This window comes from Streptomyces sp. NPDC047022 (assembly GCF_040644155.1).
In the GTDB taxonomy this organism is placed as follows: domain Bacteria; phylum Actinomycetota; class Actinomycetes; order Streptomycetales; family Streptomycetaceae; genus Streptomyces.
The window spans coordinates 13605-30501 of sequence record NZ_JBEYVV010000017.1 but is presented as its reverse complement, the minus strand read 5'-3'; the positions used below and the strand labels follow the sequence as shown (position 1 = coordinate 30501).

The 16897-nt window shown below is 68.4% G+C and carries 16 protein-coding genes and 1 tRNA gene; 8 read left to right on the top strand and 9 right to left on the bottom strand.

The window, feature by feature from the left end; genetic code table 11:
- Positions 1 to 29 precede the first annotated feature (29 nt).
- The 5 genes from ABZ845_RS19100 to ABZ845_RS19080 are packed head-to-tail and all read left to right on the top strand — an operon-like array spanning position 30 to position 3602.
- Positions 30 to 716 carry a class E sortase gene (locus ABZ845_RS19100; protein WP_360980803.1) on the top strand — a complete coding sequence of 229 codons (687 nt, stop codon included), beginning with the start codon at positions 30 to 32 and terminating at the stop codon, positions 714 to 716.
- Positions 717 to 767: 51 nt separating this feature from the next.
- Positions 768 to 929: a hypothetical protein gene (locus ABZ845_RS19095; RefSeq protein WP_360980800.1), complete on the top strand. Its 162-nt coding sequence runs from the start codon at positions 768 to 770 to the stop codon at positions 927 to 929.
- Positions 926 to 1564: an aminodeoxychorismate/anthranilate synthase component II gene (locus ABZ845_RS19090; protein WP_360980797.1), complete on the top strand. Its 639-nt coding sequence runs from the start codon at positions 926 to 928 to the stop codon at positions 1562 to 1564. The genes ABZ845_RS19095 and ABZ845_RS19090 overlap by 4 nt, the downstream gene beginning before the upstream one ends.
- Positions 1561 to 2805, top strand: coding sequence for a class E sortase (locus ABZ845_RS19085; RefSeq protein ID WP_360980794.1), 1245 nt, complete (start codon positions 1561 to 1563; stop codon positions 2803 to 2805). Before ABZ845_RS19090 ends, ABZ845_RS19085 begins: the two co-directional genes overlap by 4 nt.
- A gap of 35 nt (positions 2806 to 2840) precedes the next feature.
- Entirely contained in the window at positions 2841 to 3602 is a 762-nt protein-coding gene (locus ABZ845_RS19080; protein WP_360980791.1) for a class E sortase, read from the top strand.
- Between the two features lie 95 nt (positions 3603 to 3697).
- On the opposite strand, the gene pknB is transcribed toward ABZ845_RS19080, so the two are convergent.
- The 6 genes from pknB to ABZ845_RS19050 all read right to left on the bottom strand — a co-directional run bounded on the left by pknB (position 3698) and on the right by ABZ845_RS19050 (position 11805).
- Positions 3698 to 5701, bottom strand: a complete 2004-nt coding sequence (gene pknB / locus ABZ845_RS19075; RefSeq protein ID WP_360980788.1) for a Stk1 family PASTA domain-containing Ser/Thr kinase — start codon at positions 5699 to 5701, stop codon at positions 3698 to 3700.
- A gap of 170 nt (positions 5702 to 5871) precedes the next feature.
- Positions 5872 to 7359 carry a penicillin-binding protein 2 gene (locus tag ABZ845_RS19070; RefSeq protein ID WP_360980785.1) on the bottom strand — a complete coding sequence of 496 codons (1488 nt, stop codon included), beginning with the start codon at positions 7357 to 7359 and terminating at the stop codon, positions 5872 to 5874.
- Positions 7356 to 8792: an FtsW/RodA/SpoVE family cell cycle protein gene (locus ABZ845_RS19065; RefSeq protein WP_360980783.1), complete on the bottom strand. Its 1437-nt coding sequence runs from the start codon at positions 8790 to 8792 to the stop codon at positions 7356 to 7358. The genes ABZ845_RS19070 and ABZ845_RS19065 overlap by 4 nt, the downstream gene beginning before the upstream one ends.
- A 27-nt stretch (positions 8793 to 8819) precedes the next feature.
- Complete coding sequence (locus ABZ845_RS19060) at positions 8820 to 10319, bottom strand: Stp1/IreP family PP2C-type Ser/Thr phosphatase (protein ID WP_360980782.1); 1500 nt, start codon at positions 10317 to 10319, stop codon at positions 8820 to 8822.
- Between the two features lie 120 nt (positions 10320 to 10439).
- Positions 10440 to 10952: an FHA domain-containing protein gene (locus tag ABZ845_RS19055; protein ID WP_360980780.1), complete on the bottom strand. Its 513-nt coding sequence runs from the start codon at positions 10950 to 10952 to the stop codon at positions 10440 to 10442.
- 10 nt (positions 10953 to 10962) lie between these two features.
- Complete coding sequence (locus tag ABZ845_RS19050) at positions 10963 to 11805, bottom strand: DUF3662 and FHA domain-containing protein (RefSeq protein ID WP_360980777.1); 843 nt, start codon at positions 11803 to 11805, stop codon at positions 10963 to 10965.
- A 575-nt stretch (positions 11806 to 12380) separates the two neighbouring features.
- Between ABZ845_RS19050 and ABZ845_RS19045 the strand changes: the two genes are divergently transcribed.
- Positions 12381 to 12464 (top strand) — tRNA-Leu (locus ABZ845_RS19045).
- A 190-nt stretch (positions 12465 to 12654) separates the two neighbouring features.
- Here the strand turns inward: ABZ845_RS19045 and ABZ845_RS19040 are convergent.
- Positions 12655 to 13365 carry a hypothetical protein gene (locus ABZ845_RS19040; protein WP_360980774.1) on the bottom strand — a complete coding sequence of 237 codons (711 nt, stop codon included), beginning with the start codon at positions 13363 to 13365 and terminating at the stop codon, positions 12655 to 12657.
- A gap of 337 nt (positions 13366 to 13702) precedes the next feature.
- On the opposite strand from ABZ845_RS19040, the gene ABZ845_RS19035 reads away from it, so the two are divergent.
- Entirely contained in the window at positions 13703 to 14038 is a 336-nt protein-coding gene (locus ABZ845_RS19035; protein ID WP_360980771.1) for a helix-turn-helix transcriptional regulator, read from the top strand.
- A gap of 62 nt (positions 14039 to 14100) precedes the next feature.
- On the opposite strand, the gene ABZ845_RS19030 is transcribed toward ABZ845_RS19035, so the two are convergent.
- A complete protein-coding gene (locus ABZ845_RS19030) occupies positions 14101 to 14898 on the bottom strand; it encodes a hypothetical protein (protein WP_360980768.1) in 798 nt (265 codons plus the stop codon).
- Between the two features lie 489 nt (positions 14899 to 15387).
- On the opposite strand from ABZ845_RS19030, the gene ABZ845_RS19025 reads away from it, so the two are divergent.
- Positions 15388 to 15981, top strand: coding sequence for an NAD(P)H-dependent oxidoreductase (locus tag ABZ845_RS19025; protein WP_360980765.1), 594 nt, complete (start codon positions 15388 to 15390; stop codon positions 15979 to 15981).
- Between the two features lie 70 nt (positions 15982 to 16051).
- Here the strand turns inward: ABZ845_RS19025 and ABZ845_RS19020 are convergent, their stop codons facing one another.
- Positions 16052 to 16897 carry an NAD(P)H-binding protein gene (locus ABZ845_RS19020; RefSeq protein ID WP_360980762.1) on the bottom strand — a complete coding sequence of 282 codons (846 nt, stop codon included), beginning with the start codon at positions 16895 to 16897 and terminating at the stop codon, positions 16052 to 16054.

Here is a 16897-nt window from a genome sequence, read left to right as displayed (position 1 = left end):
GGAACAGCTGCCGCTGGGGGGCCGTGCCTGTGCGCGTGATCGTCAGGACCGTCAGCGAACTGTGCATCACCGTCGGCGCCCTGATCGTGCTCTTCGTCGTCTACATCCTGTTCTGGACCGGGGTGAAGGCCGACAGCGCGATGAGCGACCAGATCGACCAGCTCCAGCGGCAGTGGTCCCAGGGGACGGTGCGGCAGGCGGCCCCGTCCCAGGGCCCGGCGAGCCCCCCGAAACCCGCGCCGTACGCCGCCGGCAAGCCGTTCGCCGTCATGTACATCCCGCGCCTCGGTTTCACGTGGAACAAGCCGGTCCTCGAGGACACGGCCGTGGGCACCCTCCAGAAGGGGCTCGGTCACTACACGGGCACCGCCCAGCTCGGGCAGGAGGGCAACTTCGCGGTCGCAGGCCACCGGCGCACCTACGGCGATCCCTTCAAGGACTTCCCCGAGCTGAGGCCCGGTGACGCGGTCGTCCTCACGGACGGGACCACCTGGTACACGTATCGGATCGACAAAGGCCCATACAAAACCGTGCCCACGGACGTTGAAGTAATCGACGCTGTGCCACGTAAGTCCGGGTATACGCGCCCAGGCCGCTATCTGACGCTGACCACGTGCGATCCCGAATGGGGGCACAGTCACCGGCTGATCGTCTGGGGGCACCTCGATTCCACAGGGCCCGTGGAGGCAGGAAAACCCGCGGCGCTGCGCCGTTAGTCTGGTGGTGTACGGCGGGAGTCTGTGCCGTGGTGAGACGGAAGGGACAGCATGTACGGCTGGATCTGGCGGCATCTGCCGGGCAACGTGTGGGTGAGGGCGCTGATTTCCGTCTTCCTGGTGCTGGCCGTGGTCTACGCCCTGTTCCAGTACGTCTTCCCCTGGGCCGAACCGCTGCTCCCCTTCAACGATGTGACGGTGGACAACCAGTGAGCGCGCGCATTCTCGTCGTCGACAACTACGACAGCTTCGTCTTCAACCTGGTCCAGTATCTGTACCAGCTGGGCGCCGAGTGCGAGGTGCTGCGCAACGACGAGGTGTCCACGGCGCACGCTCAGGACGGCTTCGACGGCGTGCTCCTCTCGCCCGGTCCCGGCGCCCCCGAGCAGGCCGGCGTCTGCATCGAGATGGTGCGCCACTGCGCCGCCACCGGCGTCCCGATCTTCGGCGTCTGCCTGGGTATGCAGTCGATGCAGGTGGCTTACGGGGGCGTGGTCGACCGCGCGCCCGAGCTGCTGCACGGCAAGACCTCCCTGGTCGAGCACGAGGGCAAGGGCGTCTTCACCGGACTGCCGTCCCCCTTCACCGCGACCCGCTACCACTCCCTGGCGGCCGAGCCCGCAACCGTGCCGGCCGAGCTGGAGGTCACGGCACGCACGCACGACGGCATCATCATGGGCATCAGGCACCGAGAACTCCCCGTCGAGGGCGTTCAGTTCCACCCCGAGTCGGTGCTCACCGAGCACGGCCACCGCATGCTGGCCAACTGGCTGACGGAGTGCGGTGACCAGGGGGCCGTGGCGAGGTCGGCGGGGCTCGCCACGGTGGTGGGCAGGTCCTCGGCGTGACCGCGCTGCGCCCCGAGCGCGAGAGCGGCGCCGCCTACCGGGGCGCCGCGCCAGCCGGATCCCCGTACGGGCAGCAGCCGCACGGGGACCCGGGCGTGTGGCAGCAGGGGCAGCAGTGGTCCGAAAACGGCCCGTACCCCGCGGACAGCGGTGGCGCCGGGCACGCGGGGCAGCCCTACGGGCATCTGCCGCGGCCACGGCAACCGCAGCAGCAGCCGCCGTACGACGCGACGGCTGCCGTCCCGTACGACGGCGGCTACGGCGGCTACAACGAGTACAGCGAGTACAGCGAGTACGGTGAGTACGGAGCCCACACCGGCGCCTCCTACCGCGAACCGGGCCTCGTGGACAACGAGACCGTCGCACTGCGCGTCCCGGAGGCCGAGGAGGCCAGGCAGGCGCCTCACACCACCGATTCCACGCCCGGCGGCCGTGCCGCGCGACGCAAGGCGGCCCGCAAGCACGGAGGACGGCGGGGGAACGGGCCAGGGACGGCCGGGAAGCCCGCTGGAAGGGCCCAGGAGGCCCCCAGATCACGTATGGAGGCCAGGCGGGCGGCACGCGCCCAAAAGCCCAGCGCGGGCGTCCTGGTGAGCCGGGTGATCGGTGAGCTGTTCATCACCACCGGCGTGGTGATGCTGCTGTTCGTGACGTACCAGCTGTGGTGGTCGAATGTGCGGGCGCACGCGGAGGCGGGCAGCGCCGCGCGGCACCTGCAGCAGGACTGGGCGAACGGCAAGCGGGCACCGGGTGCGTTCGCACCCGGCCAGGGTTTCGCCATCCTGCACATCCCGAAGCTGGACGTGGTCGCGCCGATCGCGGAGGGCACCAGCAAGACGCAGGTTCTCGACAAGGGCATGGTCGGGCACTACGGAGAGGGCAGCCTGAAGACGGCGATGCCGGACGCCAGGACGGGCAACTTCGGACTCGCGGCCCACCGCAACACCCATGGCGAGCCGTTCCGGTACATCAACCTTCTCAAGCCGGGCGACCCGATCGTGGTGGAGACGCAGGACGACTACTACGTCTACAAGATGACGTCCACCCTTCCGGTGACGTCGCCGTCGAACACGAAGGTGCTCGACCCCATTCCCCAGGGGTCCGGCTTCACCGAGCCGGGCCGTTACATCACACTGACCACCTGTACCCCCGAATTCACCAGCAAGTACCGGTTGATCGTCTGGGGCAAGATGGTCGAGGAGCGCCCGCGCAGCAAGGGCAAGCCGGACGCGCTCCTTTAATCGCGCAAGGTACCTGGAACAGACAGGCAGAAGCAGTGGGAGTGACCACCGACCGGGAAGAGTGGACCGACGCGCCGTCGCCGGGCTCCCACTCCTCGTCCGTACCCCGAGGTCGCGGACGCGGCCGGATCGCGCAGGCGGTCAGCGTCCTCGGGGAACTGCTCATCACGGCGGGGCTGGTGCTCGGCCTGTTCGTCGTGTACTCGCTGTGGTGGACGAACGTGATAGCGGACCGCAAGGCCGACCGGCAGGGCGACAAGGTGCGCCACCACTGGGCGGCGCAGAAGGACACCGGGCCGGGCGCGCTGGACACCAAGGACGGCATCGGCTTCCTGCATGTGCCGTCGATGCACAACGGCGATGTGCTGGTCGAGAAGGGCACGTCCACGGACGTGCTCAACGACGGCGTGGCCGGCTACTACACGGACCCCGTGAAGGCCACGCTTCCGATGACGGGCAAGGCAGGCAACTTCGCGCTGGCCGCGCACCGCGACGGGCACGGGGCGAAGTTCCACAACATCGACAAGGTGGAGAAGGGCGATCCGGTCGTCTTCGAGACCAAGGACGACTGGTACGTCTACAAGGTCTTCGCGATCCTCCCCCAGACGTCGAAGTACGACGTGAAGGTGCTCACCGCGGTGCCGAAGGAGGCGGGCGTGACGAAGCCGGGCCACTACATCACGCTCACGACCTGCACCCCCGTCTACACATCGGAATACCGCTACATCGTGTGGGGCGAGCTGGTACGTGTGCAGAAGGTGGACAGCGAGCGGACGCCTCCGCCGGAGCTGCGCTGAACCGGAACCAGCCCCCGAGCCCGTGATCCCACGACTGAGCCCCGGCCCCCCTGCGCAGGGGGGCCGGGGCTCAGTCGTGGAACGGCTCGGTTCCCTCAGCCGCCGGTCAGCCCGCCGAACACGCCGCCGTTGTTCCCGCCGTTGTTCCCACCGCCGTTGTTCCCTCCGCCCCCGGCGGTCAGCAGGTTCACCTGGGTGCCCTGCGGGACCTGCGAGCCCGGGACCGGGTTCGACCCCACGACGGTCGCGTTGGGGTCCTGGGAGCCGGTGATGTTGCCGACCTGGAGACCCACCTGCTGGAGCATGTTCCTGACGTCCGAGAGCTTCTGCCCCACGATGGCCGGGACCTGCACCTGGCTGTTCTGGGCCTGCTTGCCGACCTGGATCGCGACCGGTGAACCCTTCTTGACCTGGCTGTTCGCCGCTGGTGAGGTCCCGATGACCTTGCCGACCTGGTTCGGGTCGCTGGTGTCCGCGTCGATGCAGTTGCCCGTCAGACCGTTCGCTTGCATCTGCTGCTTGGCCGCGTCGCAGGTCTGACCGGTCACGTCCGGCACGGGCACCGTCTCCACGGCCTTGGAGACCGTGAGGGTGATGGTGGAGCCCTTCTCCACCTCCGTGCCGAACTTGGGATCCGTGTCCAGCACCGTGTTCGGTGCCTGCGAGGACTCCTGGGTCTTAGTCACGACCTTGAACTGGTAGTCGTCGCCCTCGAGCTTCCGCGTGGCGTCGTCCACGTTCTGGTTCACCACATCCGGAACCGACACCTTCGGCGCACCCGTCGACACCACCAGGTTGACCGCGCTGCCCTTGGCGACCTGGGCCTGCGCGGCCGGGTCCTGGGAGCAGACATTGCCCTTCTGCTGGTTGTCGCAGGGCTTCCTGGTGACCGTGCCGATCTTGAGCTCGGCATTGGTCAGTTGCTGCCGCGCGTCGCTCAGACTCTGCCCCACGAGGCCCGGCACGGAGGCCGTGCCGTTGTTGGCGCCGCCGTGGCCGCTGAACATCCACTTGCCGATGAGGATCGCGCCGACCAGCACCAGCACACCGGCGACGACCAGCAGGATCGTCGAGGTGTTCGACTTCTTCTGGCGGCGGCGGTCCGGGCGGTCGTCGTAGCCGTAGCCGCCGTCGTCCGGGTTCATGGGCGGCAGCATCGTGGTGGCGCCGCCGCCGTCCGCGCGCAGGGCGGTCGTGGGCTGGTCGTCCGGGTAGCCGCCGTAGCCGACCGAGCTCATGGCCGCCGTGGCGGCGACCGGCTGGCCGTCGAGGCACGCCTCGATGTCGGCGCGCATCTCGTCGGCGCTCTGGTAGCGGTAGTCCGGGTCCTTGACCAGTGCTCTCAGCACGATCGCGTCCATCTCGGGCGTGATCTCGGGGTCGAAGAGGCTCGGAGGCTGGGGCTCCTCACGCACGTGCTGGTAGGCGACCGCCACGGGGGAGTCCCCCACGAACGGCGGGCGCACCGTCAGCAGCTCGTACAGCAGGCAACCCGTCGAGTACAGGTCCGACCGGGCGTCGACCTGCTCGCCCTTCGCCTGCTCGGGCGAGAGGTACTGGGCCGTGCCGATGACCGCCGCGGTCTGCGTCATCGTCATGCCGGAATCACCCATGGCGCGGGCGATGCCGAAGTCCATCACCTTGACCTGGCCGTTGCGCGTCAGCATGACGTTCGCGGGCTTGATGTCGCGGTGGACGATTCCGTTGCGGTGGGCGTACTCCAGGCCCTGGAGGATGCCGATGGTCATCTCCATGGCCCGCTCCGGCAGCAGCTTGCGGCCGCTGTGAAGAAGCTCACGCAGTGTGGACCCGTCGACGTACTCCATCACGATGTACGGGATCGAGACCCCGTCGATGTAGTCCTCGCCCGTGTCGTACACCGCGACGATCGCGGGATGGTTGAGCGAGGCGGCCGACTGGGCCTCCCGGCGGAACCGGGCCTGGAACGACGGGTCGCGTGCGAGGTCCGCCCGCAGCGTCTTCACCGCCACGGTGCGGCCGAGCCGGGTGTCATGCGCGAGGTAGACCTCCGCCATGCCACCACGGCCGAGCACCTGGCCCAGCTCGTACCGGCCGCCGAGGCGACGCGGCTCTTCCATAGCTTCCTACCAGCCCTCTCCGTCGTTCCGGATCACATCCGCGTGTGGTCCGGCGGTGTGCTGTCCGGGCATACGGTACCCGGATTGCTCTGTGTGACCTGGTCGCATCCGTCACCCGATACAGGACCGGTATCGCAACGTGCACCGATGTGAAGGAGGCGTGACAGGCGTCACTTCTTGCTGTTGAGGACCGCCTCCATGACGTTCTTCGCGATGGGGGCCGCGAGACCGCCACCGGAGATGTCCTCACGGTGTGCGTTGTCGTCCTCGACCACCACGGCGACGGCGACCGGCGAGCTGCCGTCGGGAAGCTTGGCGAACGAGATGAACCAGGCGAACGGCTTTCCGCTGTTGTTCTCACCGTGCTGGGCGGTACCCGTCTTGCCGCCCACGTTGACGTTCGGGATCTGCGCCTTCGTGCCCGTGCCCTGCGTGACGACCGTCTCCATCATCGACTGGAGGATCTGGGCGTTCTTCTCGGACAGCGGCCGGCTCAGCTCCTGCGGCTGGGTCTGCGTGAGGGTGTCCAGGCTCGACGACTCCAGCTTGTCGACCATGTACGGCTTCATCAGCTTGCCGTCGTTGGCGACCGCCGAGGCGACCATCGCCATCTGCAGCGGGGTGGTGGCCGTCTCGAACTGCCCGATCGAACTGAGCGCCGTCGACGCCTGGTCCATCTTCTCGGGGAAGTTGGAGGCGACGGCGCGCACCGGCACGAACTGCTCGGAGTCGAAGCCGAACTTCTTCGCTTCCGCCAGCATCTTGTCCTTGCCGAGATCGGCGCCGATCTTGCCGAAGACGCTGTTGCAGGAGACCCTCAGCGCTTCACGCATGTTCACGTTCTTGCACTGGATGCTGCCTTCGTTCTTCAGCGGCGTCGTGCTCTGCGGAAGGATGAACGGCACCGGCGAGTTGGTGGGCTGGTCGGCGCTGGTGTACAGCCCGTTCTCCAGCGCCGCCGCAGCGGTGACCACCTTGAACGTGGAGCCCGGCGGGTAGGTCTCGCGCAGCGCCCGGTTCAGCATCGGGTCGCTCGGGTCGTTCTGCTTCTGCAGCTTCGTCCAGGCCTTGGAGTCGATCGTCGTGGAGTTGCCCGCGAAGGACGAGGGGTCGTACGACGGGTAGGACGCCAGCGCCAGGATCGCTCCGGTCTGCGGGTTGAGCGCCACCGCCGCGCCCTTGCCGCCGACCTGCTTGAGACCGTCGAACGCGGCCTTCTGCGCGGCGCCGTTCAGCGTGGTGACGACATTGCCGCCCTGCCGTTCCTTGCCGGTCAGCATGTCGAGGGTGTTGCGGAAGAACAGCTGGTCGTCGTTGCCGGTGAGGATGCCGTCCTCGATGCTCTCCAGCTGGGTGGCGCCGAACGCCTGCGACGCGTAGCCGGTGACCGGCGACCACATCTCGCCGTCCTTGTACGTGCGCTTGTACGCGAAGTCGTTGAGGCTGTCGGGCGACGTCTTCTTCGACCCGGTGATCGGGCTGCCGTCGACGATGATGTCGCCGCGCGGCGTCGCGTAGCGGGTGATCAGGACACGGCGGTTCTTCGGATCGGTCCGCAGACTGTCGGCCTTGACGTACTGGAGCCAGTTGTCGCGGATGAGCAGCGCGAGGACGAGCAGCCCGCAGAAGATCGCGATCCGGCGCAGGGGCTTGTTCACGGGCGGACCACCTGGGTCATCTCGGCGTCGGGGTTGGAGGCGGGGGTGGGAGCGGGCCTTCTCGCGGTGTCGCTGATGCGGATCAGGATGCCGATCAGGGCCCAGTTGGCGATGACGGACGAACCGCCGTACGCCAGGAAGGGCATCGTCATACCGGTCAGCGGGATGAGCCCCATGACACCGCCGGCGACCACGAAGACCTGGAGCGCGAAGGCCCCGGACAGGCCGACGGCGAGGAGCTTGCCGAACGGGTCGCGGGCGGCGAGGGCGGTGCGTACGCCGCGCTCGGTGATCAGCGCGTAGATCAGCAGCAGCGCCATGAGGCCCGCGAGGCCCATCTCCTCGCCGAACGTGGCCAGGATGAAGTCGGAGTTGGCGGCGAACCGGATCAGGTCCGAGTGGCCCTGGCCGAGGCCGGTGCCCAGGGTGCCGCCGGAGCCGAAGGCCCACAGGGCCTGCATGGCCTGCTCGGAGTGCCCCGCGATGCCCTTCTGGCTGAGCGTGTACTCCTTCATCGGGTCCATCCAGGCCTGCACACGCTGCTGCACATGCGGCTCGAAGGACGCCACACCGACGGCGCCGACCGCGGACATCAGCAGACCGAAGACGATCCAGCTGGTCCGCTCGGTGGCGACGTACAGCATGATGACGAACATTCCGAAGAACAGCAGCGACGTACCGAGGTCGGTCTCGAAGACCAGGATGAGGATCGAGATCGCCCAGACGACGAGGATCGGGCCGAGGTCCCGGCCGCGCGGCAGGTACAGGCCCATGAAGCGGCGGCTCGCCAGGGCCAGCGCGTCGCGCTTCACCATCAGGTAGCCGGCGAAGAAGATCGCGAGGACGATCTTCGCGAACTCACCGGGCTGGATGGAGAAGCTGCCCACGTGGATCCAGATCTTGGCGCCGTAGATGTTGGCGCCGAGGCCCGGGACCAGCGGCAGCAGCAGCAGGATCAGCGCGCCGACCATGGAGATGTAGGTGTAGCGCTGCAGGACGCGGTGGTCCTTGAGGAAGATCAGTACGGCGACGAAGAGCGCGATGCCCAAGGCGGTGTACAGCAGCTGGCGGGGCGCCGCGGCGCCGGCCTGCTTGATGTGCTGGAGCAGCTTGGACTGGTCCAGGCGCCAGATGACCACCAGGCCGAGCCCGTTGAGCAGGGTGGCCAGCGGCAGCAGCAGTGGGTCGGCGTACGGGGCGAACTTCCGGACGACGAGATGCGCCACACCGGCCAGCAGCCCGAGCCCGAAGCCGTAGCTCAGCAGCCCGGGTGGCACCTTGCTGTTGATGGCGAGGCCCACGTTGGCGTAGGCGAAGACCGGGATGATGACGGCGAACACCAGAAGCGCCAGCTCGGTGTTGCGGCGGCTCGGTGCGCCGATCGCGCCGATCGTGGACGTGTGATGCGTCGACGTGTTCGTACTGCTGCTCATGGTGTGACAGGGCCCCTCACGGCTTGCTTACTGCTTACCGCACAGTGGGACGACCTTTTGCTCTTCCTCCGAGAGGCTGGGGCCGGGCGCGGGAGTGGGTGCGGTCTGTGACTTGGACGCCGAGGGGTTCGGCGCCGGTGTGGCCTTGGACGTCGATGGGGTCTTCGTGGTTCCCGTGGCGGGCTTGGAGCCGTTCTTGCTCTCCGCCTGCTGGCGCTCGCCCTCCTTCTTGCACGCGGACGCCTGCAAGGCCAGCTCCGAGACCTTCGCCTGGGCCGCCACGAGACCGCCCTCCGCGATGGTGGCCTTGACCTGCTTCTGCTGGTACGCGGGCAGGTACTTGAGTTCGATCTCGGGGTGGTCCTTCTCCACCTTCGACAGCGAAACCCAGGCCAGGTCCTGGCTGATGCCGCGGTACAGCGCCACGTGCTCGCCGTTCGCGCCGACGTAGTACTGCGTCTGGGTCCACTGGTAGGCGCCGTAGCAGCCGCCGCCGATCAGGGCGAGCACCAGGACGGTGAAGAACGATCTCTTCAGCCACCTGCGCCCCTGGCGCGGCTTGACGAAGTCCTCGTCGGTGTAGGTGTCGAAGCTGCCCGCAGGGACATATCCGGTGGTGTCGCCGCTGCCGGGCGGGCCGAACTCGCCCCCGCCGCCCTGTCCCGGCACCTGGCGTCCGAGGCTGGAGGCGCGGCCGGCGGGCGTCTGCATGATGCCGTTGTCGTGCAGGTGGTGCTGGTTCTCGGCGACCGCACCCACCACGACCGGGGTGTCGGACAGCTGGGCGGCGAGCGTGTCCCCGGTGTCCAGGTCGAGCACGTCGGCCACGATGACCGTGATGTTGTCGGGCCCGCCGCCGCGCAGCGCGAGCTGGATCAGCTCCTGCACCGTCTCCTGCGGCCCCTGGTAGCTGGCGAGGGTGTCTTCCATCGTCTGGTGGGAGACGACCCCGGACAGTCCGTCGGAGCAGATCAGATACCGGTCCCCGGCGCGCACCTCGCGGATCGACAGATCGGGCTCCACATGGTCCCCGCTGCCCAGCGCCCGCATCAGCAGGGAGCGCTGCGGGTGGGTGGTGGCCTCTTCCTCGGTGATGCGGCCCTCGTCGACGAGTCGCTGCACCCAGGTGTGGTCCTGGGTGATCTGCGTCAGGACGCCGTCCCGCAGCAGATACGCGCGGGAGTCGCCGACGTGGACGAGGCCGAGCCGCTGGCCGGTCCACAGCAGGGCGGTGAGCGTGGTGCCCATGCCCTCGAGCTGGGGGTCCTCCTCGACCATGGCCCGCAGCTGGTCGTTGGCGCGCTGCACCGCGGTGCCGAGCGAGGTGAGGATGTCGGAGCCGGGGACGTCGTCGTCGAGCGGGACGATGGTGGAGATCACCTCGGAGGAGGCGACCTCGCCGGCGGCCTGGCCGCCCATCCCGTCGGCGATCGCGAGCAGGCGCGGACCGGCGTAACCGGAGTCCTCGTTGCCCTCGCGGATCATGCCTTTGTGCGATCCGGCGGCGAAGCGCAGTGACAGACTCATGCGCACCTCGCCTGTCGGCTCCGGGTACATCCGCACGGTGCCCACCCTCCGGTCGGGAGCGCGCCGGGGCCCGGGCTGTGGGCCGCCGCTGCGTGCTCGCTCCGCTCGCTCATTGTCGTACTACTTCCGCAGCTCGATGACGGTCTTGCCGATGCGGATCGGCGCACCCAGCGGTACCGGTGTGGGAGTGGTCAGCCGGGTCCGGTCCAGATATGTGCCGTTGGTGGACCCGAGGTCCTCGACGATCCACTGACCGTCCCGGTCGGGGTAGATCCTGGCGTGCCTGCTGGAGGCGTAGTCGTCGTCCAGCACGATCGTGCTGTCGTGGGCGCGGCCCAGCGTGATGGTCTGGCCCTGGAGCGCGACCGTCGTGCCGGTGAGGGAGCCCTCGGAGACGACCAGTTTCGTGGGCGCGCCGCGGCGCTGACGGCCGCCGCCCGATTGCTGGCGCTGCGGCGGGGGCGCGGCCTGGCGGGCCGTCTGCTGCGGCCGGCCGCCCTCCCGGCGCGACCCGCGCTGTGTGACACGCGTACCGAACAGGTCGCTGCGGATGACCTGCACGGCCACGATCACGAACAGCCACAGGACGGCCAGGAAACCCAGCCGCATGACCGTGAGGGTCAGCTCTGACATTGCCCCCGCTTCACCCTTCGGCTTGCCGGAAAATGATGGTGGTGCTGCCCACGACGATCCGCGAGCCGTCGCGGAGCGTAGCGCGGGTGGTGTGCTGCCCGTCCACCACGATGCCGTTGGTGGACCCGAGATCCTGGATCGTCGAAGGCGTCCCGGGCCGGATCTCGCAGTGCCGGCGCGAGACGCCGGGGTCGTCGATCCGCACGTCGGCCTCGGTGCTGCGGCCCAGCACCAGCGTCGGGCGGGAGATCTGGTGGCGGGTGCCGTTGATCTCGATCCAGGAGCGGGTGCGCCCGCCGGCCGCGGCCGGTCCCGAGGAGCGCTGGCCGTAGGGCGAGACCCCGCCGGGGCCGCCGGCCGGGGGCGCGGACGGCATGGGAGGGGCGCCTGCGGGTGCGGCGTCCGGCGGGTAGCCGTAGCCGCCGCCGGGGCCGCCCTGCCGCCCTGCCGGGGCGGAGGCGGGCGCCTGCTGGTTCGCGGAAGAGGCGAGCGTACGGCTGCGCACCCGGTACAGACCGGTGTCGAGGTCGTCCGCCTTCTCCAGGTGGACCTTGATGGACCCCATGAACGTGTAGCGCTGCTGCTTCGCGTAGTCGCGCACCATGCCGGCGAGCTCGTCACCGAGCTGCCCGGAGTAGGGGCTCAGGCGCTCGAAGTCGGGCGCGCTGAGTTCCACGATGAAGTCGTTGGGGACGACCGTCCGGTCGCGGTTCCAGATGGTCGCGTTGTTGTCGCACTCACGCTGGAGCGCGCCGGCGATCTCCACGGGCTGGACCTCGGACTTGAACACCTTGGCGAAGGTGCCGTTGACCAGACCTTCGAGACGCTGCTCGAACTTCTTCAGGACTCCCATGGGGCACCTCCTCCTTCGCTGCCGTCCTGCGTACTGCTCTTCGTACTGCTCGCCCGGTACTGCTTACTGATCGTATCCACGTGCCGGAAAATCGGCTGGTTCCCCCTGTCGGCCCTGTCGACGGGTGTCGACGCCTGCGGAGTTCCCTGCGGACGGCCCCTTCGAACGCATCCCCGGCGTACTCCTTGGTCGTAGTCCTGGCATGGATCGTAGAGGCGGCTGCAGACCAGTGTCCCGCACCTGGCTGTGGACCCTGCCTTCTCCTGGAGAGATGAGCGGGACCGGTACGAGGTTGATACGTGAACAGAGACACGTCGAGACGTTGTGGGAAGGGACACGTACCGGGGTATGTACGGGCAGGGAGACGGGCGTGGCGATGGGCGCGGGACGGGGACCGGCCCGTGCTGCCCACGGCCGCCCCGCTGCGGGTCCTGGCCGGTCGGCGGGGGTTCCCGGGAGTCGGCCCCCGGGCCTGGGAAAAGGGATGTGAAGGCACCCTCCGGCCCGTGCTAATGTTCTGCATGTCGGAAGGCGTCGGCACCGCAAGGGGCCGGGAGCCGGAGGACACACCCAATGCGCGGGTGGCGGAATAGGCAGACGCGCTGGATTCAGGTTCCAGTGCCCGCAAGGGCGTGGGGGTTCAACTCCCCCCTCGCGCACTCTGAGAAGCCGACGAAACGGGTCTCTACCGGTGACGGAAGTCACGGTGGGGCCCGTTTCTCGTTGTGTCCCGGGTTTGTGGGGACCGCACAACCTGCAGATGAGTACAGCCGGCTCGGTCCGTGAGTGATGTCACGGACCGAGCCGGCTGTGTTTCTCGCGGATGGCGTGCTGCTGGGGGTGTTCCGGTCAGGCGGCGGGTGCGAGGTGCCCGGTCGGGGTCCAGGCCTTCGGTTCCTTCGTCCGGCGGCGGTGGTGAGTGCGCCGTCGTGGGCGCTCGCCGCCCAGCGACAGGGTGTCCAGCCATTTGTTGATCTTGCGGCGGTTGGCGTGGGCCAGTTGGAAGGCGAGCAGGATCGTCTGTGCCGCGATGCCGCGGATGCGGCGGGTGCCGGCGGACTCGATGCCTTCGGCGAGGGGGTTCTTGGCGTAGCCGTTGTACCCCTCGATGCTGTTGCGGAGCCGGAAGCAGACCTTCTGCCATTCCGGGCCGCCGTACTCCAGGGACTGCCAGTGTTTGGCGCCGGTCTCGGGGCTGATGGTGATGGTGCGCTGGCGGCAGACCTTGAGCGGGCCGACCGGGCTGAGCTCCGGGTCGACCAAGGGGAGGTGGATGCCGCGGCCCAGGGTGCGGGGCTTGATGGGGCACTGGGCCTTGCCTGCCTCGGCGGGGCACATCATTCGCTGGTAGCCGTCGGCGTCGGCGTTCTCCTTGGGCATCAGCCGGTAGCCGCGGCGGGCTGCGATGAGCCGGACCCAGGTGTCGCGGTCGATGCGGTCGGCGTGCAGGTCGATGGTGGCGTCGATGAGGGGCTGGGGCATGGACGGGCAGTACCAGCGGCCTTCGACGAGGATCGCGCCGTGCGTTCCGCCTTGGCGGGTGGACGGTCGGGCGGTCACCTTGACGGGCACTTCACCACACGGGTTCGCCCGGGCCAGAGGGTTGCTGTGCGTGGCGCATCGGCTGACCGGAGGCACCGGCGTCACGGCAGGGGGCTTGGCCGCCCCCTCGCGGCCGCGGCCGGAGCCGCATACCTCCATTGGGGTGACGTTGAATCAGTCACGGATCGGTTGCACCGGCAAGCTCATAGTCGCAGGTCGCAGGCACTTTGGCGGAGCGATTTGCACCGCCGTACCGGGAGATTTTGCGGGAACCGAGTGTTTAGCTAGACCTAAAGGTGGCATCCTTGAAGCAGCGGCAACACCCGCTGTAGTGACGTGAGTTGGGGGTCATATCATGAGCTTCTTTGCTCGTAGTGAGAGTAACGCCGAGTTAGCCGGCGCTCAGCTGGCGCGGCAGGCAACGGCTTCTCTGGCGGGCTTGTTGGCAGGGCTGGGGAAGTCGCGTTCGGATCTTGCCAAGGCCATGGGGGTCAGCCCTGGTCGGGTCAGTCAGATCATGTCGGGTGACGCAAACCTGACGGTGCGCACGTTGGCTGCGGCAGCGGAGGCGTTGGGGGCCGACGTTGAGATCAGGTTTTCTCCCCGCCGCCCAAACACCGCAGAGGGGCCGACAACGGGCAGCGGAGAGTCATCGCCTTTGCGTGGAAGCGGCATCCCCGCGCATCGATGAGCGCGTCCCGCTGACGACCCGTATCACGAAACCGCGGGCGCCTGGTGGGTCTGCTTCCGCGGCTAGGGGCGGATTCGGCGGAGGCTGAACCGTTGCCGTTGCTGAGGCAGTGCTGAACCGTGGAACGCGTCGTTGGACAGTGCTTTGGCGCGCATTGTCTCAAGTTCGTCCTGTTCTGTTCGGCGGCCGTGCAGGTAGGCGTACAACAACAGGTCTCCGCAGCGGTTGCGGGCTTCACCCAAGGCGCTGCGGCACTGATAGACCTCTTCGTCGGTCGGCGCCCGCATCCACGAGATGTGGATTTCACGGCGGGCCTCATCAGTCTTCGTCTGCACCTCAAGGGCTTTGATCATGCCCTTGTCCGCTGCGTCGAAGAGGCCGTTGATCGCTTTGGTGAGCGAGGGATGCCGGTCCACCAGGTAGTTCTTGAGTTCGTGTACGAACACACGGAGCTGCGTTGACTTCTCGAAGCCGTCCATGAACTCGTCGCACCAGCTGCGAGCATCGAGCTGCATGCGGTACTCGAGTCGTTCCCTGAACCAGGCGATCCCGAGCGTCATGAACTTGACGTAGGGCTGAATCGTATCGTCTTGCCTCTTGCGAGGCATGGTGGTGACACCGGTGGCCAGGCCCGCGGCGAGCGGAGGCAGTTTGGCCAGGTGAGGAAGTGCCAGTCCGGCGGCGATCCCGACTGCGCCTGTCAGAGCGAGAACCAGCAACGTCAGACCGGCAGATCTCCAGCTGCCCAGCAGTCGGCCCTTGCCAACGGAATTGCGGGCTAAGCCGACCCACGCAAGGCCGGCGCTGAGGGCGGCCGGTAACGCATATCCGGCGAGCCAGCCGTGGTGATACCAGGTCATGAACGGCCCCAAGTCGTGCATGGACAGGTAGGGCCGTTGCAGGCGAGCAGAGGTGAGGCGGGCTCCCCCTCGGCGTGTGCGCCCAGCCCTCTCGCGGCGGGCCGACAGCGGGAGGGCTGCCGCGAGTACCGCAGATGATGTCACCTGCCGTTGCCGTTCGGGATTACTTTGAGCAACAAGTGACCACAGGCTGCGGTGATCCAGCCACTTTCGCCTCGCAATGGCCGAGGTCCAGGCCTACACGCCCGACTCGGACTGTGCGGCCGTAGCGAGGATCGTCGATGGTGCGTCGAGCGCTGTCTCGTAGTTGGTCGGGCCATGCTGTTCGAGGCGGCTGTGCCGACGCAGGAGTACGCCGACATGTATGCGGAGACGGCGAAGAGGGGCGGCTGAGCGCGCCGGAGCGGGTTGACCTCAAGTTTGCTTGAGCTTTTAGCGTCGTTGCCTGCCGGTCGACCGATCGGCGCGGTCACGCCGTTGGGAGCGTCCATGTCCGAGAAGCCGCTGCGTATTGCCGTCATCCTGGGAAGCGACCGTGAGGGCCGGTTCGGGCCCGTCGTCGCCAGGTGGTTCACCGAGCGCGTGCGCGAACACACCGGTGGCGAGCCGGATCTGATCGATCTCAAAGAGGCGGGCCTGCCGACGTCCCTGCCCGCGTACGGCACCCGGCCTCAGGGGGAGGTCGCCGCCGCCGTCGCGGCGGTGCGCGAACGGCTGCGGGCGGCCGACGCCTTCGTGGTCGTCACCCCCGAGTACAACCACAGCTATCCGGCCTCGGTGAAGAACGTCATCGACTGGTACAACGCCGAATGGCACGCAAAGCCCGTCGCCTTCGTCTCCTACGGCGGTCTGTCCGGTGGATTGCGCGCGGTCGAGCATCTGCGCCCGGTCTTCTCCGAGGTGCACGCCACCACCGTCCGGGACACGGTCAGCTTCCACAACGCGTGGGGCGCGTTCGACGGCGACGGACAGCCCCTCGACCCGGAGGGCCCCCGCCTCGCGGCCAAGCTGATGATCGACCGTTTGCTGTGGTGGGGCCACGCGCTCCAGGAGGCGCGCGCCAAGGCCCCCTACGCGGCCTGAGTGCTCATCACATGATGCTGCCCCAGGCACACATGGCGTCCGGTGTGCCTGGGGCAGGCCTTCGAATGGCTCAGTGGAAGGCGGGCAGGTTGCGGGTGACCCACTCGGTGAAGGGGCGCGCCGGGCGCCCCAGGACCTTCTCGACGTCCAGGCTGATCTCCTGCTCCTCGGGCAGCGGCTCGCCCAGGATGTCCAGGGTGCCGTCGACGACGGCCTCGGGCATGAAGCGGGACAGGTGGGCGCGGGCCTGCTCGCGGGTGAGCTCGGTGAACGCCACCTCCTCGCCCAGGGCCTCGGCGATGGCGGCGCTCTGCGTCCGCGGGCTGATCACCTCGGGGCCGGTGAGGACGTAGGTGCGGCCCGAGTGGCCGTCCTCGCGCAGCGCCGCCGCGGCGACCTCGGCGACGTCGGCCGGGTCGACGACGGGCAACGCCACATCGCCGAAGGGTGCCATCACCGCGCGCTGGGAGCGGACCGACTCCGCCCAGGCGAAGGCGTTGGAGGCGAAGCCGGTGGGTCGCAGGACGGTGTGGTCGAGGCCGGAGGTGCGGACGGCCTCCTCGAACTCGCGCAGCCGGAAGTGCGCGGGGGAATCCGGGCGGGTCTCGTTGATGTGGGTGGACAGCAGCACGACCCGCTTGACCCCGGCGTCCCGGGCGACGTCCAGCAGGGTGGACGCGCTCTCCCCGGGGCCGTTGAGCTCGCCGGCCAGGAGGATGAAGAACGCGTCGGCACCCTTCAGGACGGGTCCCAAGCTCGTGAAGTCGCCCAGGTCGGCCTGAGCGTGGCGCACGCCCTCCGGGTAGCTGGAGGACAGCGGGCGCCGCGAGACGGCCACGACCTCCTCGCCCGCGGCGGCGAGCGCGGCGATCAGCGGACGGCCGACGTTTCCGGTGGCTCCGGTGACAACGATCAT